General features: G+C 68.8%; 22 protein-coding genes. 12 read left to right on the top strand and 10 right to left on the bottom strand.

Annotated elements, in window-relative coordinates; genetic code table 11:
- Positions 1-168 precede the first annotated feature (168 nt).
- On the top strand, positions 169-501 hold the full coding sequence (locus tag AC27L4_RS08160; RefSeq protein ID WP_487141929.1) for an Ldh family oxidoreductase: 333 nt from the start codon (positions 169-171) through the stop codon (positions 499-501).
- 43 nt (positions 502-544) lie between these two features.
- Here the strand turns inward: AC27L4_RS08160 and AC27L4_RS08155 are convergent, their stop codons facing one another.
- The 3 genes from AC27L4_RS08155 to AC27L4_RS08145 all read right to left on the bottom strand — a co-directional run bounded on the left by AC27L4_RS08155 (position 545) and on the right by AC27L4_RS08145 (position 3,419).
- Positions 545-910 (bottom strand): hypothetical protein, encoded by a 366-nt coding sequence (locus AC27L4_RS08155; RefSeq protein ID WP_487141586.1) that lies wholly within the window; start codon positions 908-910, stop codon positions 545-547.
- Between the two features lie 463 nt (positions 911-1,373).
- A complete protein-coding gene (locus tag AC27L4_RS08150; protein ID WP_487141585.1) occupies positions 1,374-2,477 on the bottom strand; it encodes a cobalt-precorrin-5B (C(1))-methyltransferase in 1,104 nt (367 codons plus the stop codon).
- Between the two features lie 27 nt (positions 2,478-2,504).
- Positions 2,505-3,419: a pirin family protein gene (locus AC27L4_RS08145; RefSeq protein ID WP_487141584.1), complete on the bottom strand. Its 915-nt coding sequence runs from the start codon at positions 3,417-3,419 to the stop codon at positions 2,505-2,507.
- A 91-nt stretch (positions 3,420-3,510) separates the two neighbouring features.
- On the opposite strand from AC27L4_RS08145, the gene AC27L4_RS08140 reads away from it, so the two are divergent.
- Positions 3,511-3,828, top strand: coding sequence for a hypothetical protein (locus AC27L4_RS08140; protein WP_487141583.1), 318 nt, complete (start codon positions 3,511-3,513; stop codon positions 3,826-3,828).
- Positions 3,829-3,909: 81 nt separating this feature from the next.
- Positions 3,910-4,530, top strand: coding sequence for a 2,3-bisphosphoglycerate-dependent phosphoglycerate mutase (locus tag AC27L4_RS08135; RefSeq protein WP_487141582.1), 621 nt, complete (start codon positions 3,910-3,912; stop codon positions 4,528-4,530).
- Between the two features lie 134 nt (positions 4,531-4,664).
- Here the strand turns inward: AC27L4_RS08135 and AC27L4_RS08130 are convergent, their stop codons facing one another.
- The gene (locus AC27L4_RS08130) at positions 4,665-5,177 is read right to left on the bottom strand and encodes a DUF2244 domain-containing protein (protein ID WP_487141581.1); all 513 of its coding nucleotides are present in this window, start codon (positions 5,175-5,177) and stop codon (positions 4,665-4,667) included.
- A 22-nt stretch (positions 5,178-5,199) separates the two neighbouring features.
- On the opposite strand from AC27L4_RS08130, the gene nth reads away from it, so the two are divergent.
- Positions 5,200-5,949, top strand: a complete 750-nt coding sequence (gene nth / locus AC27L4_RS08125; RefSeq protein WP_487141580.1) for an endonuclease III — start codon at positions 5,200-5,202, stop codon at positions 5,947-5,949.
- Positions 5,950-6,050: 101 nt separating this feature from the next.
- Here nth and ahcY read toward each other — a convergent pair whose 3' ends face one another.
- The 6 genes from ahcY to AC27L4_RS08095 all read right to left on the bottom strand — a co-directional run bounded on the left by ahcY (position 6,051) and on the right by AC27L4_RS08095 (position 11,569).
- Positions 6,051-7,451 (bottom strand): adenosylhomocysteinase, encoded by a 1,401-nt coding sequence (ahcY, locus tag AC27L4_RS08120; RefSeq protein ID WP_487141579.1) that lies wholly within the window; start codon positions 7,449-7,451, stop codon positions 6,051-6,053.
- A gap of 111 nt (positions 7,452-7,562) precedes the next feature.
- Entirely contained in the window at positions 7,563-7,892 is a 330-nt protein-coding gene (locus tag AC27L4_RS08115) for an HPr family phosphocarrier protein (protein ID WP_487141578.1), read from the bottom strand.
- A gap of 128 nt (positions 7,893-8,020) precedes the next feature.
- Entirely contained in the window at positions 8,021-8,422 is a 402-nt protein-coding gene (locus AC27L4_RS08110) for a PTS sugar transporter subunit IIA (RefSeq protein WP_487141577.1), read from the bottom strand.
- A 228-nt stretch (positions 8,423-8,650) separates the two neighbouring features.
- On the bottom strand, positions 8,651-9,109 hold the full coding sequence (locus AC27L4_RS08105; RefSeq protein ID WP_487141576.1) for an HPr kinase/phosphorylase: 459 nt from the start codon (positions 9,107-9,109) through the stop codon (positions 8,651-8,653).
- Positions 9,106-10,860: a stimulus-sensing domain-containing protein gene (locus AC27L4_RS08100; RefSeq protein WP_487141575.1), complete on the bottom strand. Its 1,755-nt coding sequence runs from the start codon at positions 10,858-10,860 to the stop codon at positions 9,106-9,108. Before AC27L4_RS08100 ends, AC27L4_RS08105 begins: the two co-directional genes overlap by 4 nt.
- Before the next feature lie 10 nt (positions 10,861-10,870).
- Positions 10,871-11,569: a response regulator transcription factor gene (locus tag AC27L4_RS08095; RefSeq protein ID WP_487141574.1), complete on the bottom strand. Its 699-nt coding sequence runs from the start codon at positions 11,567-11,569 to the stop codon at positions 10,871-10,873.
- A 201-nt stretch (positions 11,570-11,770) separates the two neighbouring features.
- Between AC27L4_RS08095 and AC27L4_RS08090 the strand changes: the two genes are divergently transcribed.
- The 8 genes from AC27L4_RS08090 to AC27L4_RS08055 all read left to right on the top strand — a co-directional run bounded on the left by AC27L4_RS08090 (position 11,771) and on the right by AC27L4_RS08055 (position 23,691).
- Positions 11,771-12,544 carry a HugZ family pyridoxamine 5'-phosphate oxidase gene (locus AC27L4_RS08090; protein WP_487141573.1) on the top strand — a complete coding sequence of 258 codons (774 nt, stop codon included), beginning with the start codon at positions 11,771-11,773 and terminating at the stop codon, positions 12,542-12,544.
- A gap of 142 nt (positions 12,545-12,686) precedes the next feature.
- Positions 12,687-13,874, top strand: a complete 1,188-nt coding sequence (locus tag AC27L4_RS08085; protein ID WP_487141572.1) for a pyridoxal phosphate-dependent aminotransferase — start codon at positions 12,687-12,689, stop codon at positions 13,872-13,874.
- A 175-nt stretch (positions 13,875-14,049) separates the two neighbouring features.
- Positions 14,050-15,648: a 5-guanidino-2-oxopentanoate decarboxylase gene (locus AC27L4_RS08080; RefSeq protein ID WP_487141571.1), complete on the top strand. Its 1,599-nt coding sequence runs from the start codon at positions 14,050-14,052 to the stop codon at positions 15,646-15,648.
- A 374-nt stretch (positions 15,649-16,022) separates the two neighbouring features.
- Positions 16,023-17,192, top strand: a complete 1,170-nt coding sequence (locus AC27L4_RS08075) for an acyl-CoA dehydrogenase family protein (protein ID WP_487141570.1) — start codon at positions 16,023-16,025, stop codon at positions 17,190-17,192.
- Between the two features lie 143 nt (positions 17,193-17,335).
- The gene (locus tag AC27L4_RS08070; RefSeq protein ID WP_487141569.1) at positions 17,336-19,402 is read left to right on the top strand and encodes an acetate--CoA ligase family protein; all 2,067 of its coding nucleotides are present in this window, start codon (positions 17,336-17,338) and stop codon (positions 19,400-19,402) included.
- Between the two features lie 334 nt (positions 19,403-19,736).
- Positions 19,737-21,419, top strand: coding sequence for a calcium-binding protein (locus AC27L4_RS08065; RefSeq protein ID WP_487141568.1), 1,683 nt, complete (start codon positions 19,737-19,739; stop codon positions 21,417-21,419).
- A 217-nt stretch (positions 21,420-21,636) separates the two neighbouring features.
- Positions 21,637-22,425, top strand: a complete 789-nt coding sequence (locus tag AC27L4_RS08060) for an enoyl-CoA hydratase-related protein (protein WP_487141567.1) — start codon at positions 21,637-21,639, stop codon at positions 22,423-22,425.
- Between the two features lie 135 nt (positions 22,426-22,560).
- Positions 22,561-23,691, top strand: coding sequence for an alpha/beta hydrolase (locus AC27L4_RS08055; RefSeq protein WP_487141566.1), 1,131 nt, complete (start codon positions 22,561-22,563; stop codon positions 23,689-23,691).
- The last annotated feature ends 1 nt before the right edge of the window (position 23,692 follow it).

The raw sequence follows: 23,692 nt of genomic DNA, 5'->3' as shown, positions 1-23,692 counted from the left end.
CGCCATAACCTATCGGAGCCCAGTGGTTAGGCAAGCCTAATAGGAAGGCAGCGTTCCCGATGCTCCTCGATCTCCTCCGTATTGCGACCGACGCGGCGACCTGTCGCGGCCTAACCGCTGCGGCCTGATGCAGGGCCGGCGCATCTGCGTCAGCCGTTATAGTCGGCCATCGCCCTGATGATCGAGTTCCTCGCCGGACCGCTGATGGGCGAATGCCTGTCCTTCGAGGCGGCCGAGGCCGACAACCGCGACGGCGGCCCGCCCCGTGGCGGCGAGCTGATCATTGCGATCGATCCCGCCCGCTTCGGCGATCCGGCGGGATATCTCGCCCATGGCGAGCGCCTGTTCGCGGCGATGCTGGCGCAGGAGGGCGTGCGCCTGCCCGGCGCGCGCCGCCAGGCCGAGCGCGCCCGGACGCAGGTGCAGGGCATCGCCGTCGAGGCGACGCTGCACGAGACGATCCTGGCACTGGCGGAGGGCGAAGGACGAGCCGGTGCATGATGCCTCCGGCACGCGCTGCTCTCCCGCCGGGCCGAAGCTCCGCTCAACGCAAATCGGCCGGGACGAGAGGCTGGCTGGCCGCTTCGATCGCCTGTCGCAGACGACGGGCCTTGATCTCGCCGCGCGGCCATCCGACCGGCGTTCGGCCCTTCGCTTCCGGATAATAGCGCCATCCGGCGAGGTCGGGAGCAGGCTTCACGCTCCGCAGCTCGCCACGCCCGATCTTTCTCGGAACGAGGACCTGGAAGCCGAAGACATCATCCCTGTCACGAAAGAGTGCGACGGCCTGCGCGGCGCTGACTTCGACGTGGGGCTGATGGAACCGTCCGACCAGGACCGGCTGGTCGTCCGGGATCACGAAGGTGACGGCGCAGGACGACCTGTATCCACGACGCTTCAGTTCCCGCACCCATTGAAAAACTCGGACGTAATCGGGGACAATCGGTACGCAGAAGACATATCGCGGCTGTCCGGGAGGACTCCGCGACGGCCGCAGGCCACCCCGCGCAATCCTGGAGGCAAAGCGGGCATCGGTGACGTACAGGAAACGGGCGATGGCTTCGGCTCCTCGATAGCCCTTTGGTGGTGATTGGCGCGTTTGTCCGCGAGTTGGTCATCGTGGGCAGACCGTTGCTCGCCGATCTGCAAGGTCAGGTCCGGGACGATGTCTCGTGACCCAGGCCGATCCTCGCCAGCCGGATCAATTCGGGCAGGACAGTTCTTACCTCCGCGATCAACGCCACATTTGACCTCGGTTCCGCAGGGATCGTCCGCGCTTCTCGCATGGATCAGAGACCCTGTCACGCAGCGTCAACCTGAGGTGATGGCCCGGCGCTCTTGGACGCACAGCAGGCGCCGCGGCAGGAGCCGGGTCATTCGGCGATCCGCGGCTCGGTGCATGCCAGCAGGCCGCCGCCCCGGTCGAACACGACGATGTCGAGGCCGATGCCGGTGCCCTGCAGCACCCTGGCCGCGGTGGTCCAGCCCTCGGCGGCGACGGTCGGGGCCAGCGCCAGGCCGGCGCGGGCGGCGATCTCCAGGGCGTCGACCGCGGTGTTGGCCTGCGCCACCTCGGCCACGACGGCCGGATCGGCGCCCAGCGCCGCGGTGCGCTCGGCCAGCCAGCGGAAATCGACGGCACCGGAGCGCGAATGCAGGTCGAGGAAGCCCTGCGCCAGCTTGGTCATCTTGGCGAAGCCGCCAGCCACGGTGACGCGGCCGACCGGATGCTTGCGGATATATTTCAGCATGCCGCCGACGAAGTCGCCCATGTCGATCAGGGCGATCTCAGGCAGGCCATAGAGCCGCGCCACCGCCTCCTCCGAGGCCGAGCCGGTGGCGCCCGCCACATGGTCGAGGCCGGCGGCGCGGGCGACGTCGATGCCGCGATGGATCGAGTGGATCCAGGCCGAGCAGGAGAAAGGCACGACGATGCCGGTGGTGCCGAGCACCGACAGGCCGCCGACGACGCCGAGGCGCGGATTGAGCGTCTTGCGGGCGATGGCCTCGCCGCCCGGGATCGAGAGGGTGACGAGCACGTCGCCCGAGCCGCCATGGGCCGCCGCCGCTTCGGCGATCGCCTGCCGGATCATCGCCCGCGGCGCCGGGTTGATCGCCGGCTCGCCGACCGCGAGCGGCAGGCCGGGGCGCGTCACCGTGCCGACGCCCTCGCCGGCGGCAAAGCCGACGCCCGAGCCGGGCGGTCCGTGGCGCACGCAGGCCTTGACCACGACGCCATGGGTCACGTCCGGGTCGTCGCCCGCATCCTTGACGATGCCGGCCATGGCCTCGGTGTCCGTCATCTCGTGCAGCGCCAGGGCAAAGGCCGGCGTCTGGCCCTTGGGCAGGGTGATGGCGACGGGGTCGGGGAAGGTGCCGCCGAGCAGGGCGGCATAGGCGGCCTTCGCCGCGGCGGCGGCGCAGGTGCCCGTCGTCCAGCCATAGCGCAACGGGCCGTCCGGCAGGTCAGCGGCCATGGCGAGACCCGTGGGGAGGAAGCCTCGTCATTCCGGCAGGGGAATGAACTCCGGGTCGCCCGGCACCGTGTCGAAGCGGCCGAGCTTCCAGTCGGCCTTGGCCTGCTCGATGCGCTCCTGCGACGAGGAGACGAAGTTCCACCAGATGTGGCGCGGCCCGTCCATGGTGGCGCCGCCGAGGACGGCGAAGCGCGCCGCGGTGACGGCCGTCACCATGAGCCGGTCACCTGGCCGCAGCACCAGCAGCGAGCCGACGCCGAAGACGTCGCCGGCGATGTCGATCTCGCCGGCGACCACGTAGATCGCCCGTTCCTCGCAGTCGGCATCCAGCGGCAGCTTCGCGCCGGGCTCCAGCGCAGCGTCGACATAGAGCGTCTCCCAGTCGGTGCGCACCGGCGCGGTCAGCCCATAGGCGGAGCCCATCAGCACGCGCGCCACCTTGCCCTCGGCCCTGAGTTCCGGCATGGCCTCGGCGGGATAGTGCCGGAAGGAGGCCTCGCTCTCCTCCACGTCCCTGGGAAGGGCGACCCAGGCCTGCAGGCCCATCATCGAGAAGCCGGTCCTGCGCGCCTCGGCGCCCGTGCGCTCGGAATGGACGATGCCGCGGCCGGCGGTCATCAGGTTGATGGCGCCCGGCCGGATCGCCTCGGCGGTGCCGAGGCTGTCGCGGTGCATGATCTCGCCGTCGAACAGGTAGGTGACGGTGGACAGGCCGATATGGGGGTGCGGGCGCACGTCGAAGGCCTCGCCGGGGCGGAAGGTCGCCGGCCCCATCTGGTCGAGGAAGATGAACGGGCCGACCATGCGCCGGCGGGCACTCGGCAGGGCCCGGCGCACGGAGAAGCCGCCGAGGTCGCGGGAGCGGGCGACGATCAGGCTCTCGATGGCATCGCAGGCGAACGCATCGCCCGGGGCGGGATCTTCGGCTGGCATGACGGACATTGCGCACGGTCCTTTCAAGGCGAGCGAAACCGGTGAGAGTGTGTCAACATACGATCCCTATGAGATGCGGCAAAACCGTTTGTGAGGCCATATGCGGGTCGGCTCGGCGCTCGATGCCCTGGATTTCGTCATCTCCGGCATGCCGTCGCTCGACCGGCGCCAAAAGCTCGATGCCTATGGCACGACGCAGGCCCTGATCGAGCGCCTGCGCGGCATCGGCCGCGCCCGCGGCCTGCCGGCGAGCCTGATCAATGCGCAACTCCTGAAGATTCAGTTCTCCGTCGAGACCCTGGCCGGTCTCGGCGGCGGCAGCGCTTCCGACGAGCAGCAGCTCGGCGACGTGCATGAAGCGCTCGGCGCGCTCGCCGGTCCGACCTGCTTCGGGCAGCATCTCGACGCGATCGAATAGGGCACGCCCGCGAAGTTGATGGGTGCAAGGCCGGCCGATCCCGGCTATGAGGCGGGGCCCCACACCGAAGGATTGCATCGAATGACCGCGACGCTCGTGCTCTGCCGCCACGGCCAAAGCGACTGGAACCTGAAGAACCTGTTCACCGGCTGGCGCGATCCCGACCTGACCGAGAAGGGCGTCGCCGAGGCGCGCGCGGCCGGACAGCGCCTCGCCGCCCTCGGCATCACGTTCGACATCGCCTTCACCTCGGCCCTGGTGCGCGCCCAGCACACCTGCCGGCTGATCCTGGAGGAGGTCGGCCAGCCCGGGCTCGAGACCATCCGCGACCAGGCGCTGAACGAGCGCGACTACGGCGACCTCTCCGGCCTCAACAAGGACGAGGCCCGGGCCAAGTTCGGCGAGGAGCAGGTGCATATCTGGCGCCGGTCCTACGACGTGCCGCCGCCCGGCGGAGAGAGCCTCAAGGACACGGCGGCGCGGGTGCTGCCCTATTACGTCCACCGGGTGCTGCCGCAGGCCATGGCCGGCAAGACCGTGCTGGTCGCCGCCCACGGCAATTCGCTGCGCGCCCTGATCATGGCGATGGAAGGCCTGACCAGGGAGCAGATCCTCAAGCGCGAGCTGGATACCGGCGTGCCGATCGTCTACCGCCTCAACCCGGACACGACGATCGCCGAGACGCTCGAACTGCGCGGGTAGGCTTCCTCCCGGAGGCGGCAGTGCCCGCCCGCAAGCCAAAGCGTTTTGCGATTTGACGGACTCGCGTCAAGTCGCAAAGACGCGTCGAAACAAGGAGCTGGAGAAAAGCGCGTTTCCACCAAACGCGCTTTTCTCTAGGGCGCGCCATAGTCCGGGCCGCGCCTGGCGATCGCCAGCGCCCTGGCAAATTCGTCGGCAAAGCCCGCTTTCTCGGCCGCTCCGAGATAGCGGGCGATCTCGACGGCGCTGCCGCGCTGCACCAGCGCCAGGCGCGTCACGCCGAATTCCTCGATCTCGTCGCGCTGCAGGCGGACCCAGCGCGGGTTGAAGCTCCATTCGCGCTGTCTGCCGGTGGGGTCGCTGCGCCAGAACATGAGCCTGACATGGGTGAGCAGCAGGCGTTCATGCCGCCGCGCGTCCCGGTAGTTCAGGCGGAAGAAGATGTAGAGCAGCGCCACGTCGACGCCGAAGAAGCCGATCACCGGCCAGGCGCCGAGCAGGTAGAAGGGGATGCTGAACAGGGTGGAGACCGTGCCCACCGCCAGCAGCAGGATGCGGAAGCCGCGGCGGCCGAGCGAGCGGTGCGGGATCAGCACCGCGTCGAAAACGGCCTCCTCGGCCTCGGCTTTCCGATTGTCTGGGCTCATGCGGCGCCATTATAACCCAAGCATGCCGCCCCGCCAGACCAAGCCTTCCGCACCGATCCCGATCTCCGCCGCGACAAAGCCGCGCGCCAAGGCGAAAGCCAATGCCGAAGCGGCCCGTGCGGCCTCCGGGCGGGATGCGCTGCCGTCCGCCGAGATCGCCGAGATCTTCCGACGTTTCCAGGCGCACGACCCCGAGCCGAAGGGCGAACTCGACTACGTCAACCCCTACACGCTGCTGGTGGCGGTGGTGTTGTCGGCACAGGCGACCGACGCCGGCGTCAACAAGGCGACAGGGCCGCTGTTCAAGGTGGCCGACACGCCGGCCAGGATGGTGGCGCTGGGCGAGGAGCGGCTGCGCGACCATATCAAGACCATCGGCCTCTATCGCAACAAGGCCAGGAACGTCATCGCCCTGTCGGAGCGGCTGATCGCCGACTACGGCGGCGAGGTGCCGCAGACGCGCGAGGCGCTGGAGACCCTGCCCGGCGTCGGCCGCAAGACGGCGAACGTCGTGCTCAACATCGCCTTCCACCAGCCGACCATCGCGGTCGATACGCATCTCTTCCGCATCGCCAACCGCACCGGCATCGCGCCCGGCAAGGATCCGCTGGCGGTGGAACTCGCCCTGGAGAAGGTGGTGCCGCCGGCCTATCTCCTGCACGCCCATCACTGGCTGATCCTGCACGGGCGCTATGTCTGCAAGGCGACGAAGCCGGACTGTCCGTCCTGCCTGATCCGGGACATCTGCCTGTACGAGGCGAAGACGATGTAGGGAGGGGCAGATAGGCGATCGAGATGGCAATTTCGGCGGAACCGGCGGGCATTGCCCCTTCTCCTGCGGGAGAAGGGGCGCCGTCGCGCCGGATCGGGCCGTCAGTAGCGGTAGAGGTCCGGCTTGAACGGGCCGGCCTGCGGCACGCCGATATAGGCGGACTGCTTCTCGGAGAGCCTGGTGAGCTTGGCGCCGACCTTCTCCAGGTGCAGAGAGGCGACCTTCTCGTCGAGGTGCTTGGGCAAGGTGTAGACCTGCTTGCCGTACTGGCCGGGATTGGTCCACAGCTCGATCTGCGCCAGCGTCTGGTTGGTGAAGGAGGCCGACATGACGAAGCTGGGGTGGCCGGTGGCGTTGCCGAGGTTCACCAGGCGGCCTTCCGACAGCAGGATGATGCGCCGGCCGGAGGCGAACTCGATCTCGTCGACCTGCGGCTTGACGTTGGTCCACTTGTAGTTGCGCAGCGCCGCGACCTGGATCTCTGAATCGAAGTGGCCGATGTTGCAGACGATCGCCCGGTCCTTCATCGCGCGCATGTGCTCGATGGTGATGACGTCGACATTGCCCGTGGCGGTGACGAAGATGTCGGCCTTGGGCGCCGCCTCTTCCATGGTCACCACCTCGTAGCCTTCCATCGCCGCCTGCAGGGCGCAGATCGGGTCGACCTCGGAGACCATGACGCGGCAGCCGGCATGGCGCAGCGAGGCGGCCGAGCCCTTGCCGACATCGCCGAAGCCGGCGACCATGGCGACCTTGCCCGCCATCATCACGTCGGTGCCGCGGCGGATGCCGTCGACCAGCGACTCGCGGCAGCCATAGAGATTGTCGAACTTCGACTTGGTGACGCTGTCGTTGACGTTGATGGCCGGGAACAGCAGCGTGCCCTTCTTGGCCATCTCGTAGAGGCGATGCACGCCGGTGGTGGTCTCCTCGGTGACGCCGCGGATGGCCAGGGCATTCCTGGTGTACCAGCCGGGCTGCTCCGCCATCCGCTTCTTGATCGCGGCGAAGACGACCTCTTCCTCCTCGTTGCCGGGCTTGTCGAGGAAGGCGCTGTCGCCCTTCTCGGCGCGCAGGCCCAGATGCATCAGCATGGTGGCGTCGCCGCCGTCGTCGAGGATCATGTTCGGCGTGCCGCCGTCGGCCCACTCGAAGATCTTGTGGGTGTAGGCCCAGTACTCCTCCAGGCTCTCGCCCTTGACGGCGAAGACGGGAGTGCCGGCGGCGGCGATGGCCGCGGCGGCGTGGTCCTGGGTCGAATAGATGTTGCAGGAGGCCCAGCGCACGTCGGCGCCGAGCGCGGTCAGCGTCTCGATCAGCACGGCGGTCTGGATGGTCATGTGCAGCGAGCCGGCGATACGCGCGCCCTTCAGCGGCTGCCGGGCGCCGTATTCGGCGCGAGTCGCCATCAGGCCGGGCATCTCGGTCTCGGCGATGTCGATCTCCTTGCGGCCCCAGGACGCAAGGCTCAGGTCCTTGACGATGTAGTCGTGCTTGCTCATCGGCGGCTTCCTCGGAAAGGTCGAGGGCCTCTACCACGCCGGCGAGAATGAGGCAATCAAGATATAAGGATTTCTTTATGTGCTGGCGGGGCTGCCGGTTCCGGTCGGCGCTCAGGCCTCTTCCCCGAACTTGTCGGCCACCAGGGCCTCGATGGCCGCCATGCAGGCGGCGGCCTCGCGGCCGCGGGTCTCGACGGTGATCGTGGTGCCGCGGGCTGCGGCCAGCATCATCAGGCCCATAATCGACAGGCCGCCGACGGTCTCGCCGCATCGCGATACCTTGACATCGGCGTCGAAGCGCTCGGTCGTCTGCACGAATTTCGCCGAGGCACGCGCATGCAGGCCCTTGTTGTTGACGATCGGAAGGACACGGACGATGGAGCCATCCGCTGCGATCGGGGTGGGATCGTCGCAGCGCTCGCCCGTACCGTTTGCTTCCATCTGCCGACTCCCGTGAAATTCCGCCTGCATCTGCACCGGTGCGAGGGAACCGGAGGAGCAGGGACCCCAGCATTCCGCCCAAGGATTGGTGAAGGTAGCATTCGTCGCACGAGAAGCAAAACTGGACATCATTGACCCGACAGAACTCGGCTGGCGATGTTGATATATTTACGACCCGCCTCCTGCGCCACGGCCACCGTCTCGGCCAGCGGCTTCTCGCCGCGGACCCTGGCAAGCTTGACCAGCATGGGCAGGTTGATGCCGGCCAGTACCTCGATCGAGGGGCCGCTCATCACGGATATGGCGAGATTGGACGGCGTGCCGCCGAACATGTCGGTGAGCAGGACGACCCCGTCGCCGCTGTCGACCTGGGCGACGGCAGCGATGATGTCGCGGCGACGCTGCTCGACATCGTCCTCGGGCCCGATATTGATGGCTTCGATCTGTTTCTGCGGGCCGACGACATGCTCGAGCGCCGCACGGAATTCGGTCGCGAGCCGGCCATGGGTGACGAGCACGATGCCGATCATCGACCGATCCGAGCAGGCCCGCCGAGTCGATCCGGACACGCTGCGCCGCGCCGCACCGGACATTCGCTTTCGCGCCGTCGAAGCATGGGCAAAGTGGAACGGTGCCTCCGCGACGCGGGTCCATGCGCTGCTGAGCGCGCAGGGAACGGACCTCGCAATGAGGCGGGGATCATATTCTCGCGCTGCACAAAAACAAGTCTTCCCGCGAACCAGATTGTCGCAGTTTGGTCATAAAAATGCCGGCTGGCCATCCCCCCGCAGGATGGCGAGAATCAGCGGCACGGCGCGGGCCGGATCGCCCGGCACGGCCAGCCGCGCCAGGCCGATGCCGGCGATGTCCACGCGGCGAGCCGCCTGCGCCGGCAGGCGCTCCAGCTCCGTTTCTTCAACGATATCAACGACCAGGGATATCACCGCGGCGGGCTCCGACGGCACGGGGGCGATGCCGAGGCCGCGGCGCTCGACCAGCCCGGCGATGGCCTGCGGTGCCCGGGCGACCAGCCGGCCGTGAATCGCTTCGAGCCGGATGCGGTCGTCGCCGACGAGACGGGCTAAATTTCCTTGCACCGCGGCATGGTCGATCAGGGCGAGCGCCAGCCGGCTCTTGCCGGCACCGGAGGCGCCGCGAATCAGCACACCCTCCGCTCCGACCAGCAAACAGGTGGCGTGGCTGGTCGGCGCCGTCATGCCGCCGCCGCCGGCAGGCGCACGACGAAACGGGCGCCGAGGACGCGCTGCTCGCTGTCCTTGCGGTTCTCGGCCCAGAGGCGGCCGCCGTGAGCGTCGATGATCTGCTTGGAGATCGACAGGCCGAGGCCGGAGTTCTGGCCGAAGCCCTGGTCGTCCGGCCTGTCGGTGTAGAAGCGCTCGAAGATGCGGGTGAGGGCGTGCTCGGGAATGCCGGGGCCGTCGTCGACCACGTGGATCTCGACATTGGCGCGGTTGCGCTTGAGGGTGACGCGCACCACGCCCCCCTTGGGCGAGAAGGAGCGGGCATTGTCGATCAGGTTGTTGACGACCTGGCCGAGGCGCGAATCATGGCCGTTCACGAACAGCGCCGCCTCCGGCAGGCCCACGGCGACCTGCAGCTTCACCGTCACGCCGTCGCCGCGCTCGACGCCGTTGGCGATGGCGACGACGGCGCGCACCAGCTTGGCCATGTCGACCGGGTCGGACTGGCGGCGCTGCAGCTCCGCATCCAGGCGCGAGGCGTCGGAAATGTCGCTGATCAGGCGGTCGAGGCGGCGCACATCGTGCTGGATCACGTCGAGGAGCCGCTTGCGCGAGGTGTCGTTCTTGGCCAGCGGCAGGGTCTCGACGGCCGAGCGCAGCGAGGTCAGCGGATTCTTCAGCTCGTGCGCCACGTCGGCGGCGAAACTCTCGATCGCCTCCATCCGGTCGAAAAGCGCCTTGGTCATGTCGCGCAGGGCGCCGGAAAGGTGGCCGATCTCGTCGGTGCGGTTGGTGAAGTCCGGGATCGCCTCGCGTTCCTTGACGCCGTGGCGCACGCGCTCGGCCGCTTCGGCGAGGCGCCGCACCGGGCCGGCGATGGTGCCGGCCAGCAGGAACGACATCATCATGGTCACGCCGGCCGCCACGGCGAAGACGCGCAGGATGCCGACGCGCTCGGCGGTGACGATCTTGTCGACCTCGCCCGGGCGCGTGGACAGCAGCAGCACGCCCAGCACCGCCTTGAAACGCTGGATCGGCACGGCGACCGAGACGATCGACTCGCCCTTCTCGTTGACCTGCACCAGGGTCGAGGGCGAGCCGGCGAGGGCGTTGGCGACCTCGCTGTAGCCCTTGCCGTTGCGGGCGCCGAGTTCCTTGTAGGCCGGGAGGTTGCTGCGGGCGAAGGTCTGGCGGACCCAGCCCCAGGCCCTCTGAAAGATGTTGGGATCATCCTCGCGCGGCGGCAGGTCGGAGCGCACGATGTCGCTGTAGAGGAACAGCGCCCTGGAATCGATCACCAGATTGCCGTCGCGATCATAGACGCGGGCGCGCAGCCGCGTCGGCGAAATCAGACGGCGGAGCAGCGGCGCCACCTTTTCCGGGTTGATCGGAAACTCCAGCGCCGACATCCCCTCGTCGGATGGGGATTCCTCCTGCGCCGCCTGCTGCTCGAGCAGTTTCTCCGGGTCGATGCGGATCGCTCCGGTCTCGACCGTGGCGGAGGCGGCGACGGCGCTGGCCATGATCTCGCCCTGGGTGAGCAGCGCCTGCACCCGGGCGTCGATCAGGCCCTCGCGGAACTGGTTGAGATAGAGGATGCCGCCCACCAGGGCGACCAGTCCGGCCAGGTTGAGGATGACGATGCGGCGCGTCAGGCTCGAGAACGGCTGGATGCCGGTCGCGCGCATGGCGTTCCATACCCGCGCACGCCAGGTCAGCGGGGCTTCGTTCTCGATGGCCGGGGCCTGGTCGACCTCCGCGGTCATGCCTCCCAGCTCATGCTTCCTTGAAGCGGTATCCGACGCCATAGAGGGTTTCGATCATCTCGAAGTCATCATCCGCCTGCTTGAACTTCTTGCGCAGGCGCTTGATATGGCTGTCGATGGTGCGGTCGTCGACATAGACTTGGTCGTCATAGGCCGCGTCCATCAGGGCGTTGCGGCTCTTCACCACGCCCGGGCGCTGGGCCAGGGCGTGCAGGATCAGGAACTCGGTGACGGTCAGCACCACCTGCTCGCCCTTCCACGTGCAAGTGTGACGCTCGGGGTCCATACGCAACTGGCCGCGGTCGAGGATCTTGGCGTCCGAGGCCTTGGCCGCCGCCGCGTCCTTGGGCTGGGCGCGGCGCAGCACCGCCTTGACGCGTTCGACCAGCAGGCGCTGGGAAAAGGGTTTGCGGATGAAGTCGTCGGCGCCCATCTTCAGGCCGAAGAGCTCGTCGATCTCCTCGTCCTTGGAGGTGAGGAAGATCACCGGCAGCTCCGACTTCTGGCGCAGGCGGCGCAGCAGCTCCATCCCGTCCATTCGCGGCATCTTGATGTCGAAGATGGCCAGATCCGGCGGGCTTGCCTTCAGACCCTCCAGCGCGGCGACGCCGTCATTGTAGGTCTGGATGCGGTAGCCTTCGGCTTCGAGAGCAATCGAAACCGAGGCGAGAATGTTGCGGTCGTCGTCGACGAGGGCGATGGTCGGCATGGCGATCTCGCATCTTATGTACGTGGCGAAAGGGGCGATGCCCGTGCATTCTACGCCCAAATCGGCGGAAATGTGACACCCCCTATACAGAATCCCCATGGTGCGGGATAGAGTTCAGTCGGGGACGGAGCCTGCCGCGTGGTCGCAACCGTCGCACCGGGCTCCTCCGACGCCTCCCGACCGACGAAAAGTGACGCCGCCATGGACCGCTCCGACACCACCCGACAGCCCGGCCAAGCGCCGCTGCCCGGCCAGCCGGCCGACTTCGATCCGGTGAGCGAGGCGAGGCTGCTGCTGCGTAGCGTCAGGGCGGGGGCGCTGGCAACGCTGGAGGCCGGCGACGGCCACCCCTTCGCCACCCTGGTCACCGTGGCCACCGACAGCGACGGCGCGCCGCTGCTGCTGCTGTCCGGACTGTCGGCGCATACCCGCAACGTCCTCGCCGACGGGCGCGTCTCGCTGCTGCTCGCGGAGGGGGGCAAGGGCGACCCGCTGGCCCATGCGCGCCTCACCGTCATCGGGCGGGCGGCAAAGACGGAGGATCCGGCGGTCCGGGCCCGTTTCCTGGCCCGTCACCCGAAATCGGCCCTCTATGCCGATTTTCCCGATTTCGCCTTCTTCCGCATCGCGGTCTCCGGCGGCCATCTCAATGGCGGCTTCGCCCGGGCGGCGAGGCTCTCGGCGGAGGAACTGCTGCTCGACCTCGGCGATGCGCAGGCGCTGGTGCAGGCCGAGGCGGGCGCGATCGAGCACATGAACGCCGACCATGCCGACGCGATCCGGCTCTATGCCACCGCGCTGCTCGGCCGCCAGGACGGGCCGTGGCGGATCACCGGCCTGGACCCGGAAGGCTGCGACCTGGCGCTCGGAGACCAGACGGCGCGGCTGCCCTTCTCCCGCCGCGTGACCAATCCGGGCGACCTGCGCGGCGCCTTGGTCGAACTGGCGAAGCAGGCGCGGGACAAGGCGGCCTGAGGCGGGATTCAACGGCGCACGGAGAGGAGCCGGCTGCCGCTTCCATCGGCGACGATGCGAGGCCGGTCCTGGGCGCGGGGGTTACGTTGCCTTCGCCGCCATGGTATCGCAGCGGTCAAATCCAACCTTTTCGGAGCAGATCTTGCGCTTCGCATCCGTCACCAGCCGCCTGAGCGGGCTCGGCGCCGACAAATGGGCCGTGCACCACGAGGCGCGCCGCCGCGCCGCCGAGGGCGGGGCCGTCATCGAACTGACCATCGGCGAGCCGGACACGCCGCCGCCGCAGGCCGTGATCGAGGCGGCGGTCGAAAGCCTGCGCCACCGCCGCACCAAATACAGCAACGGGCGCGGCGAGGCCGCGCTGGTCGAAGCCCTGGCCCGCAAATATGCCCGTCGCACCGGCCGCGACATCGATCCCCGCAACATCGCCTATCTGCCGGGCACCCAGACCGCGCTCTACACCGTCATGATGACGCTGGTCGAGGCGGGCGACGAGGTGCTGGTCGGCGACCCGCTCTACGCCACCTATGAGGGCGTGATCCGTGCCGCCGGCGCCACGCCGGTGTTCGTGCCGCTCGATCCGGCCAACGGCTTCCACATGCGCGCCGCCGACATCGAGGCGCTGGTGACGCCGCGCTCGCGGGCGCTGCTGCTCAACACGCCGCACAACCCGAGCGGCGCGACGCTGTCGGCCGAGGAGATCGACGCGATCGTCGCGGTCTGCGCCCGGCACGATCTGTGGATCGTCTCGGACGAGGTCTATGAGACGATGGCGTTCGGCGCCGGCTTCGCCTCGCCCTTCGACCGGCCGGGCGGCGCCGAGCGCACGGCCGTGGTCTCCTCGATCTCCAAGTCGCACATGCTGCCGGGATTGCGGGCCGGCTGGTGCGCCGGGCCGGTGGAGTTGATCGACCGCCTGCTGCCCCTGTCGGAAATGATGCTGTTCGGCGCCCAGCCCTTCATCCAGGATGCGGCGACCGTGGCGGTCGAGGGCGATTTCGAGGAATGCCGCGCCATGGTCGAGATCTTCCGCCGCCGCGCCGCCGTGCTGCCGGAGATGCTCGCCAATGCCCCGGGCCTCGCCTGCCCCATGCCGGAAGGCGGCATGTTCGCCATGGTCGACGTTTCGGGCACCGGCCTCGACGGCGAAGCCTTCGCCTGGCGGCTGCTCGACGAGGAGCAGGTGGCAGTGATGCCGGGCTCTTCCTTCGGTCGCCAGGCAGCCGGGCACATCCGCGTCAGCCTTTCGGCGGAGGAGCCGGTGCTGCGCGAAGCGGCCGCGCGCATGGTGCGACTGGCGATCCGGCTGACCCGGGACAAGGCAGCCTGATCCCGGTCGGGCGGAGAGGGCGGATCGAAGCATGTCGGACGTCCGCACGGGCAGCGTCCGCCACGATTGATTTTGCAGTCCCGATGCAAATCAATGCCACACGGGGCGGTCGAAGCGGGCAGGTTCGGAAAAACCTGCCGAGGCGGCCCCCGCGAAACAACCGGCGGAGATTCCGATGACCGACCTTCCCCCTCTCGGCACCGCCATCCCGGCGCTGCTGGCCGCACGCGGCATCGATACCGTGTTCGGCATCCCGGGCGTGCACACGGTCGAGCTCTACCGCGGCCTGCCCGGCTCGGGCCTGACCCACGTCACGCCGCGCCACGAGCAGGGGGCCGGCTTCATGGCCGACGGCTATGCCCGGGCCACCGGCAAGCCCGCCGCCTGCTTCATCGTCACCGGTCCGGGCTTGCTCAACATCGCCACGGCCATGGGCCAGGCCATGGCCGATTCCGTGCCCATGCTGGTGATCACCACCCTCAACCGGCGCCCGACGCTCGGGCGCGGCGAGGGGCAGCTGCACGAACTGCGCGGCCAGTCCGCGGTCGGGCGCGAGATCTCGGTGCTGGCGCTGACCGTGCTGACGGCGAGCCAGCTGGTGCCGGCCCTCGACGAGGCCTTCGCCGTGTTCGCCTCGAGCCGGCCGGGGCCGGTGCTGATCGAGCTGCCGATCGATCTCCTGTCCGAGCCCTATGCGCCGCCCGCCGGCGCCCCGGTCAAGCCGGCCGGCCCCGGCGGCCCCGACCCCGAGGCGGTGGCGGCCGCGGCCGCCATGCTGAACGCCGCCCGGCGTCCGCTCCTCATCATCGGCGGCGGCGCGGTCCGCGGCGCCGCTGCGGTGCGGGCGATGGCCGAGGCGCTCGGCGCGCCGGTGCTCGCCACCGCAAATGCCAAGGGCATCCTGCCGGCCGGCCATCACCTGCTCGGCGGCGGCTGCCTGCTCTCGCCGGCGCTGCAGCGCCTGGTCGCCGATGCCGACGTGGTCCTGGCGCTCGGCACCGAACTCGGCGAGACAGACTTCTGGTACGAGACCGACGGCATCCGGATGAACGGGGCGGTGATCCGCGTCGATATCGACCCGCGCCAGCTTTCGCGCAACGTCACCCCGGCCTTGCCGGTGGTCAGCGACGCCCGGCTCTTCGCCCAGGCGCTGACGCCGTTGCTGGCGCCCGCGGCCACAGACGGCGCGGCGCGGACGCAAGCCTTCCGCGCCGCCCTGATCGAGGGCGCGGATCCGCGCTATGCCCGGCACCGGCCGCTGCTGGACGCGATCTGGCGCGTGCTGCCGGAGGCCGTGGTGGCGGCCGACTCGACCTCGGCCAGCTATGGCGGCAACTTCCTGGCCGAGCCGCCGGCTCCGCGGCGCTGGATGAGCGCAGCCACCGGTTTCGGCACGCTCGGCTATGCACTGCCGGCGGCGATCGGCGCCAAGGCCGGCAAGCCGGAGGCGCCGGTCATCTGCATCGTCGGCGATGGCGGCCTGCACTACACGCTGCCCGAATTCGCCGCCGCCACCGAGGCCGGCCTGCCGGTGATCGTGCTCTTGTGGAACGACCGGCGCTACGGCGAGATCGAGAACTACATGATCCTGCGCCAGATCGCGCCGCTGGGCGTGGAACTCTATCCGACCGACTTCTCGCTGATCGCCCGCGCCTTCGGCTGCGAGCATGTCGCGGCCAACTCGCTGGCCGATGTCGAGGCGGCGCTGCGGGCGGCGGCGGCAAGGCCGGTGACGACGGTCATCGAGATGGATGCGTCGCGATTCGCATCATGAATGTCGCGCCGCGCAATAAGGTGGGGCACGGCCGCACGTAAGGTCGATCCATGGCGCCATATCGATCCTCCCGAGGCTGATCCGTTCGGCCCGGTGCGGGCATGGCGCCGTTCCCGAAGCGTCCTGCGATCCGACGGAAGCGTCGAACCGCGAAGATGCTCCGAAGCAAGGGGTTAGAGCAACGTTCGCTTCATCGAACGCGCCTTGCTCCGGGGAGCGGCGTCCTGCGGCTCCTGACCTGTCCCGGGAAGCGCGAGATGCCTCGCGTTCCGGGAGAGGCGCAGGGCCATGGTGGCGGCTGCAATTCCGGCTTCCCGCAGCAGTCCGTCCGCCCGCGACTGGACCGGCCTGCCCAGCACAAGAGGATCGCTTCCGTGCAGTTCGCCCTCTCCGAAGAGCATGAGATGCTCGTTGATACCGTGCGGCGGTTCGTCGAGGAGGAGCTCTATCCGCATGAGGACCTCGTCGAGGCCACCGACGAGGTCCCCGAGGATTTGGCTCGCCGGATCCAGGCCAAGGCGATCGAGCTCGGCCTCTATGCCGCCAACATGCCGAGCGAGCTGGGCGGCGGCGGTCTCGACGCGCTCGGCCTCGCCTTGCTGGAGCGCGAGCTCGGCCGGGCCAATTACGGCCTGCAGATGCTGGTGGCGCGTCCGTCCAACATCCTGCGGGGCTGCTCGCCCGAGCAGCGCCAGCGCTACCTGCTGCCGTCGATCCGCGGCGAGCGGCACGATTGCCTGGCCATGACGGAGCCCGGCGCCGGTTCCGACGTCCGCTCGATGAAGACGCGGGCGGTGAAGCAGGGCGACCACTACGTCATCAACGGCCAGAAGCACTTCATCAGTCATGCCGACAAGGCCGACTTCATCATCCTGTTCGCGGTGACCGGTACCGAGGAGACCAGGCGCGGGCCGCGCAACCAGATCTCCGGTTTCCTCGTCGACAAGGACACGCCCGGCCTGACGGTCAGGCGCGGGCCGAACGCGGTGTCGCATCGCGGCTACCACAATTGCGAGCTGTTCTTCGACGATTGCCGGATCCCGGCCAACCAGTTGCTGGGGGTCGAGGGCCGCGGCTTCGACCTGATGAACGAGTGGCTGGGAGCCACCCGGCTCACCGTCGCCGCCACGTCCGTCGGCCGGGCGCGGCGCGTCATGGACACGACGCTGGAATGGGCCGGCCAGCGCAAGCAGTTCGGCCAGACGATCTCGCAGTTCCAGGGCGTGGCCTTCCCGCTGGCCGACCTGATGGTGGAGCTGGAGGCCGCGGATCTCCTGACCCTGCGCGCCGCCTGGCTGCTCGACCAGGGCAAGGCCACCGACGCGGACTTCGCCATGGCCAAGCTCGCCGCTTCCGAAATGCTCGGCAAGCTGACAGACCGGGCGATCCAGACATTCGGCGGCATGGGGTTGATGGACACCCTGCCGATCGCCCGCTGGTGGAAGGACGCCCGCGTCGAGCGCATCTGGGACGGCACCAGCGAGATCCAGCGCCTGATCATCTCGCGGCAGCTGCTGCGCCCGCACGAAGCCAAAATGCGCTGAGGCCGGGCGGACGTGCTTGACGGGGCGGTAGAACCGCTCGATCCTGCACGCTTCCGCCTCAGGCCGTCGCCTTCCGCCCCGCGATCCCCCCGCAGGGCCGGACGTGTCCGGTATTGCTCCCTGTCGAGATTCGGGTTCTGGGTATGACGATCGTCGATGGCCTCCGCCGCCTCCTCAAGCCCCGCCATATCGCCGTGGCCGGCGGCCGTCTGGCCTCGGTCATCATCCGCGAGAGCGAACGCATCGGCTATGCCGGTCCGATCTGGCCGATCCACCCGGAGAAGACCGAGATCAGCGGCCATCGCGCCTATGCGACGGTGGCGGACCTGCCGGAGGCCCCGGACGCGGTGTTCATCGGCGCGCCGCGCCAGCCGACCGTCGACCTCGTCGGCGCGCTGTCGCGGCGCGGGGCCGGAGCGGCGGTCTGCTATGCCGCCGGCTTCGCCGAGGTCGGCGGCGAGGGCGTCGAGTTGCAGAAGCGCCTGGTCGAGCAGGCCGCCGGCATGCCGGTGGTGGGGCCGAACTGCTACGGCGTGCTCAACCTGCTCGACGGCTGCGTGCTGTGGCCGGATACCCACGGCGCCGAACGCTGCGAGCGCGGGGTGGCCATCATCACCCAGTCCGGCAACATCGCTCTCAACATGACGATGCAGCGGCGCGGCCTGCCGGTGGCCTATGTCATCGCCGTCGGCAACAAGGCGATCGGCGATCACGGCCACTATATCGAGGCCCTGCTCGCCGACGAGCGCGTCACTGCCATCGGCCTGCACATCGAGGGCATCGGCGACGCGGCGCTGTTCTCCAATGCGGCGATCCTGGCGCTGGAGAAGGGCGTGCCGCTGGTGGTGCTCAAGACTGGGCGCTCGCGCATCGGAGCGGAGATGGCGATGAGCCACACCTCCTCGCTCGCCGGACCGGACGGGCTCTACGACGCCCTGTTCGCCCGCTACGGCGTCTCGCGCGTCGCCGACGTGCCGGCCTTCGTCGAGACGCTGAAGCTGATGCACATGTTCGGCGGCCTGCCGGGCCGCCGCATCTCATCGATGAGCTGCTCGGGCGGCGAGGCGGCGCTGATCGCCGACCTCGCCGAAGACCACAAGCTCGACTTCGCGCCGATCCCGGAGGAGCACGCCGCACGGCTGCAGGAGTTGCTGACCGAGAAGGTCCACGTCGCCAATCCGCTCGACTACCACACCTATATCTGGGGCGACGCCGCCGCCAACGAGGCGGTGTTCGGCGAGATGCTGGCCGCCGGCTACGACCTCAACCTCCTAGTGCTCGACCAGCCGCGCACCGATCGCGGCCTCGTTCCGGACGGAGGCTTCGCCGCCGCGCGGGCCGCCGTCGCCAAGGCCTCGCAGCAGACCTCGGCGCGGGCCGCCGTGGTGGCCTCGCTGCCCGAGAACATGCCGGAAGGCGACGCCAAGGCCCTGATGGCGCTCGGCGTCGCGCCGATGCAGGGGATTGGCGATGCCCTGACGGCGATCGCGCATTCCGCCGCCTTCGGCGCGGCCCGGGCTCGGCGCCAGGACCTGGTGGCGCTGAAGCCGCCGGCGGCGATCGACCTCGCCAAGGCGCGCGTGCTCAGCGAGCACGAGTCCAAGCGCCTGCTCGCCCGGCATGGGCTGGAGGTGCCGCCGAGCCGCCTGGCACGGGCGGTCGAGGCCCCGTCCACCGCGGCTGCCCTCGGCTTTCCCGTCGCGGTCAAGGTCCATTCGGAGAGCATCGCCCACAAGTCGGATGTGGGCGGGGTCAAGCTCGGCCTGCGCTCGCGCGCCGACGTGGCCGACGCGATCGACGCCATGTCGCATCTGTCGGACCGCTTCCTGGTCGAGCGCATGGTCGAGCGGCCGGTGGCGGAGCTGATCGTCGGGGTGGTGCGCGACGCCCAGTTCGGCCCGACGCTGACGGTGGGCGCCGGCGGCATCATGGTCGAATTGCTGCAGGACGCGACCACCATGCTCCTGCCGGTGACGGCCGAGGAGGTGCGCGAGCGGCTGATGAGCCTGCGTGCCGCCAGGCTGCTGGAGGGGTTCCGCGGCAAGCCGAAGGGCGATATCCGCGCCACGGTGCGGGCGATCCTGTCCGTGGCCGACTTCGCCCAGCGCCATGCCGACAGGCTGGTGGAGCTCGACGTCAATCCGCTGTTCGTATTGCCGGAGGGCTACGGGGCCGTCGCGGCCGACGCCCTGATCCGGATGGTGGATTAGCCGGCCGTCGTCTTGCGCGCCTCATCCGGGGCGGATCGCCCGGCAATGCCTCCAACGACCGACTCGATGACGGCCGTGGCGTCGCTACCATGCGCGGCCGGCGGCGCCGAGCCCGGTTCCACTCTTCAGGATTGATCATTTCGGTCGGACAGACAGGGCTTGGCGCTGTAATATTTATAACGATTTTGTGCGCTTTCGCACAGTGCGAAATGGACGGTTCGCCTACATACCGTCTCCCGGAACCGCTCACCCCATGAGGCAGGCAGCAAGGCGGGCCGGCAGCAAGGCCGGACCGTGGCCGTCCCTCCCATAGGGCCATCCATCACTCTCAAGCGTGCGAGTCTCGCGACGGCTTGGGGGCTCCGCGCAACGACGCCGGTCGAGGATCTCATCCTTTGGTCGACGCGCAGAGCAGCGTCGCCGACGATGGCGGCGCTCGATCATCCCTGCGTGCCACGGCGGGGCGACAACGACGTCCGGATGCCGCGGCGCCCTTCGCATCCGACCACGCAATTCGAAGAATCCACCCATCAGGAGACGAGCCATGGTCGAAATTCCGGCGAATGTCGCGCAAATCATCTGGGACCCCGCGCACGCGACCGGTTCGACAAACGGGACCATCGACGATTTCGACACGCAGAGCTTCATCCGCCTCGACGTCAGCGCCGGCGTAACCTACAATCTATGCGCGAATACCACTGCTTTCATGAGCAATGACGCGACGATTTCCGTCTATGATCATGCCGGAAATCTGCTGGCCCATGGCAATCCCAGCAGCGACACCACAGTGCTGTCCTATGCTGCGACCGCGACAGGCATCGTCTATGTCGCCATTGGCGGTTATAGCGGAAATCCGGGTCCCTACGACGTCTTCGTATCGACGTCTGCCGCGACCAGCCATGTCCTGAGCCCGCTGAGCGGTGCGGACGACAATTATACCGGCGTCGCCAATGAGCGCATTCTGGCCGGAACGGGCGACGACACCATTCATCTTGGTGCCGCTCTTGAAGCGGTTGGCGGCGGCGGCGACGATTCCATCTACGGCAACAATTTCGACAATCGCATCGCCGGTGGCGCCGGCAATGACTACATCGACCTCGGAACCGGCAACAATGTCGTCTGGGGCAATGAGGGCGTCGACTTCATCCTCGGTGATACGAGCGGCGGCAATGACATCATCTACGGGGGCGAAGGATCCGATCACCTTTTTGGCAATGCCGGGAACGATCTGCTCCATGGCGGCACCCAAGCCGACGAGATCGACGGGGGAACCGGCATCGACAAACTTTACGGCGATGACGGCAATGATCACCTCTACGGCAAGGCCGGGGCCGACATTCTCATCGGCGGCGGCGGTGCCGACCTCATGGTCGGCGGCGACGACAACGATGCCTACTATGTCGACAATGTCGGCGACATCGTCGACGAGACCGCGACGACCGGTATCGACAAGGTCTACGCCTCGATCAGCTTCTCCCTCTCGAACGCAACCCGTGTCCTGGGCAATGTCGAGGCCCTCGTCCTGACCGGCTCGGCCGCACTTAACGGCACCGGCAACGCCTTGAACAACGCCCTGACCGGCAACAGCGGCAACAATGTCCTCAACGGCGCCGCCGGCAATGACAGCCTCAATGGCGGGGCCGGCGCCGACAAGCTGACCGGCGGGGCGGGAGCGGACCGGCTGACCGGCGGCTTGGGTGCCGATACCTTCGTCTACGCTGCCCAAATCGAAAGTGCGTGGGGCATCGGCAAATACGACACCATCCTCGACTTCAGCCATGCGCAAGGCGACAGGATTTCGCTCTCCGGCATCGACGCCAAGTCGACCGCCGCCGGCGATCAGATCTTCGACTTCATCGGCTCGGCCGCCTTCTCGCACCATGCCGGCGAATTGCGCACGGAGAAGCAGGGCGCGGACATCTTCGTCTATGGCGACACCAACGGCGACGGCAAGGCCGACTTCGCGCTCGATCTCCACAATGTTGCCTCGCTCCTGGCGAGCGACTTCCTGCTGTAAGGCGTGGCCCCCGGACCGACTCGTCCGCCCTTGGCCGGCCTCCGGCCGTCGTCGACCAGGGCAGGTCCCGATCGCCGATCCGCCCATGGCGCGAAGGGGGCGTGCCGACGATGGAATCCTGGGCCTTGTGTGTTAATGCCTTCGACCGGGCGGTCGCGAACGAGTCCATCGCGGGCGACCTCGTCCACGCCGTGTCGATGATCGCAGGAGCAAGCCGATGACCGAGGCCGTCAAGCTGGAGCGCCGGGGCGCGGTGCTGGAAGTCACGCTCGACCGTCCCAAGGCCAACGCCATCGACCTCGCCACCTCCAAGGCGCTGCACGCGGCCTTTCGCACCTTGCAGGACGACCCGCAGCTGCGCGTCGCCATCCTCACCGGCGCCGGCGACCGGATCTTCTCGGCGGGCTGGGACCTCAAGGCTGCCGCGTCCGGCGCCGAAAGCCCGGACACCGATTTCGGGCCCGGCGGGTTCGCCGGCCTCACCGCCTTCTGGCATCTGTCGAAGCCGGTGATCGCCGCGGTCAACGGCGTCGCCATCGCCGGGGGCTGCGAGCTGGCGCTGGCGGCCGACCTGATGGTCGCCGCCGACCATGCCGAGTTCGCCCTCTCGGAGGTGACGGTCGGCCTGGTGCCCGATGCCGGCGGCATCCAGCGTCTGCCGCGCCGCATCCCGGCGGCGATCGCGGCCGAACTGCTGCTCACCGGCCGGCGATTCAGCGCCCGGGAGGCCGGTGCCTGGGGCCTCGCCAATGCGGTGGTACCGGGCGCCGAGCTGATGGCCACGGCCCGCGCCATGGCCGACCGGATCGTCGCAGCCGCCCCGCTGGCGGTGGCGGCGGTCAAGGCGATCCTGGCCGATACCGAAGGCATGGGCGTGCGGCAGGCCTATGAGCACGTGGTGTCCGGCAAGGTGCCGGCGCACCGGGCCATGCAGCTCTCGGAGGACTCGCGTGAGGGCGCCAGGGCCTTCGTCGAGCGCCGGGCGCCGGTCTGGAAGGGGCGTTGAGGCCGCTCCGGTCACCGTGGCATGGCTGCCACCCCCTCCGGTTATGCGCGGCCCGGGGTTCCCAGGGCGGAGGCTGCCCGATAGATTGCGCGCCTGGTCCGGGGGCGCAACTGCACCATGGTCGTGGCATTTCGTATGGGATTGCGCCTTGTCGCCGTGGCGCTGCTGGCGGCGGGCCTCGCCGCCTGCGGCGAGCGGCCGGGCAGCCTGATGCTGCATCCGGTGGCGCCGACGACCATCGGCACGCCGGTCTCCGTCCTGGTCGTCACCACGCGCGAGCGCTCGACCACCGACCAGTTCGCCTTCACCGATCGCCGGGCGTCGGCGCTCAACTATGAGCGCTACGTGATTTCCATCCCGCCGAACCACCAGACCGGCCTCATCGAATGGCCGAGCCGGCCGCCCGGCGACCCCGCCCGCAATTTCGTGGTGACGGAGGCCCAGCGCCTCGACAAGGCGAGCTTCTCCGCCGATCTGACCGCCCGCCGCTCCGACGGCCGGCCCTATCACGGCGACGTGGTGGTGTTCGTGCACGGCTACAACACCAACTACCAGGAGGCGGTGTTCCGGGTGGCGCAGCTCACCAAGGACAGCGGCTTTCCCGGCCGCATGGTGGCCTTCGCCTGGCCCTCGCTCGGCACCCTGACCGGCTATGTCGCCGACCGTGAGAGCACGACCTATTCCCGCGACTTCCTGGAGCTCTTCCTCAACGACCTCGCCCGCACGCCGGGGGTGAAGCGTATCCATATCCTCGCCCACAGCATGGGCAATTGGCTGGCCGTGGAAACGCTGCGCCAGGCCCGGCTGCGCGGCAACTCGCCGTTCATGGCCAAGCTCGGGGAGGTGCTGCTGATGTCGCCCGACATCGACGTCGATGTGTTCCGGACCCAGCTCGACGTGATCGGCAAGCTCAACGAGCCCATCACCATCGCCGTCTCCAGCGACGATCGGGCGCTGGCGGCCTCGCAGCGCCTCGCCGGCGACGTGCCGCGCGTCGGCAACGTGCTGGTCGACACGCCGCAGGCCCAGGCCGCGATCAGGCATTACGGCCTCAGGGTGATCGACCTGTCGGACCAGGCCAGCGCGGACTCGATGCGCCACAGCAAGTTCCTCGGCATCCTGCCGTCGCTGCAGCAGGTGGTGCGACGCGACGCCATGGTGCAGCGCGGCAACCCGATCTCGCGCACCGGCACCTTCGTGGTCGACACCGCCGGCACCATCCTGACGGCGCCGCTGCGCCTCGGCGAGGCCGTGCTCGGGCAGTAGA

This window comes from Labrys sp. Lb11, from assembly GCF_057554225.1.
The sequence above is the reverse complement of the archived record's forward strand: the minus strand, read 5'-3'. Positions and strand labels throughout refer to the sequence as shown.

What these genes read in the sequence shown, in the direction of transcription:
- AC27L4_RS08150 (WP_487141585.1), bottom strand. Translation starts at nt 2,477, where the DNA reads ATGGCCGCTGACCTGCCGGACGGCCCGTTGCGCTATGGCTGGACGACG.
- AC27L4_RS08145 (WP_487141584.1), bottom strand. Translation starts at nt 3,419, where the DNA reads ATGTCCGTCATGCCAGCCGAAGATCCCGCCCCGGGCGATGCGTTCGCC.
- AC27L4_RS08140 (WP_487141583.1), top strand. Translation starts at nt 3,511, where the DNA reads ATGCGGGTCGGCTCGGCGCTCGATGCCCTGGATTTCGTCATCTCCGGC.
- AC27L4_RS08135 (WP_487141582.1), top strand. Translation starts at nt 3,910, where the DNA reads ATGACCGCGACGCTCGTGCTCTGCCGCCACGGCCAAAGCGACTGGAAC.
- AC27L4_RS08130 (WP_487141581.1), bottom strand. Translation starts at nt 5,177, where the DNA reads ATGAGCCCAGACAATCGGAAAGCCGAGGCCGAGGAGGCCGTTTTCGAC.
- nth (WP_487141580.1), top strand. Translation starts at nt 5,200, where the DNA reads ATGCCGCCCCGCCAGACCAAGCCTTCCGCACCGATCCCGATCTCCGCC.
- ahcY (WP_487141579.1), bottom strand. Translation starts at nt 7,451, where the DNA reads ATGAGCAAGCACGACTACATCGTCAAGGACCTGAGCCTTGCGTCCTGG.
- AC27L4_RS08115 (WP_487141578.1), bottom strand. Translation starts at nt 7,892, where the DNA reads ATGGAAGCAAACGGTACGGGCGAGCGCTGCGACGATCCCACCCCGATC.
- AC27L4_RS08110 (WP_487141577.1), bottom strand. Translation starts at nt 8,422, where the DNA reads ATGATCGGCATCGTGCTCGTCACCCATGGCCGGCTCGCGACCGAATTC.
- AC27L4_RS08105 (WP_487141576.1), bottom strand. Translation starts at nt 9,109, where the DNA reads ATGACGGCGCCGACCAGCCACGCCACCTGTTTGCTGGTCGGAGCGGAG.
- AC27L4_RS08100 (WP_487141575.1), bottom strand. Translation starts at nt 10,860, where the DNA reads ATGACCGCGGAGGTCGACCAGGCCCCGGCCATCGAGAACGAAGCCCCG.
- AC27L4_RS08095 (WP_487141574.1), bottom strand. Translation starts at nt 11,569, where the DNA reads ATGCCGACCATCGCCCTCGTCGACGACGACCGCAACATTCTCGCCTCG.
- AC27L4_RS08090 (WP_487141573.1), top strand. Translation starts at nt 11,771, where the DNA reads ATGGACCGCTCCGACACCACCCGACAGCCCGGCCAAGCGCCGCTGCCC.
- AC27L4_RS08080 (WP_487141571.1), top strand. Translation starts at nt 14,050, where the DNA reads ATGACCGACCTTCCCCCTCTCGGCACCGCCATCCCGGCGCTGCTGGCC.
- AC27L4_RS08070 (WP_487141569.1), top strand. Translation starts at nt 17,336, where the DNA reads ATGACGATCGTCGATGGCCTCCGCCGCCTCCTCAAGCCCCGCCATATC.
- AC27L4_RS08060 (WP_487141567.1), top strand. Translation starts at nt 21,637, where the DNA reads ATGACCGAGGCCGTCAAGCTGGAGCGCCGGGGCGCGGTGCTGGAAGTC.
- AC27L4_RS08055 (WP_487141566.1), top strand. Translation starts at nt 22,561, where the DNA reads ATGGGATTGCGCCTTGTCGCCGTGGCGCTGCTGGCGGCGGGCCTCGCC.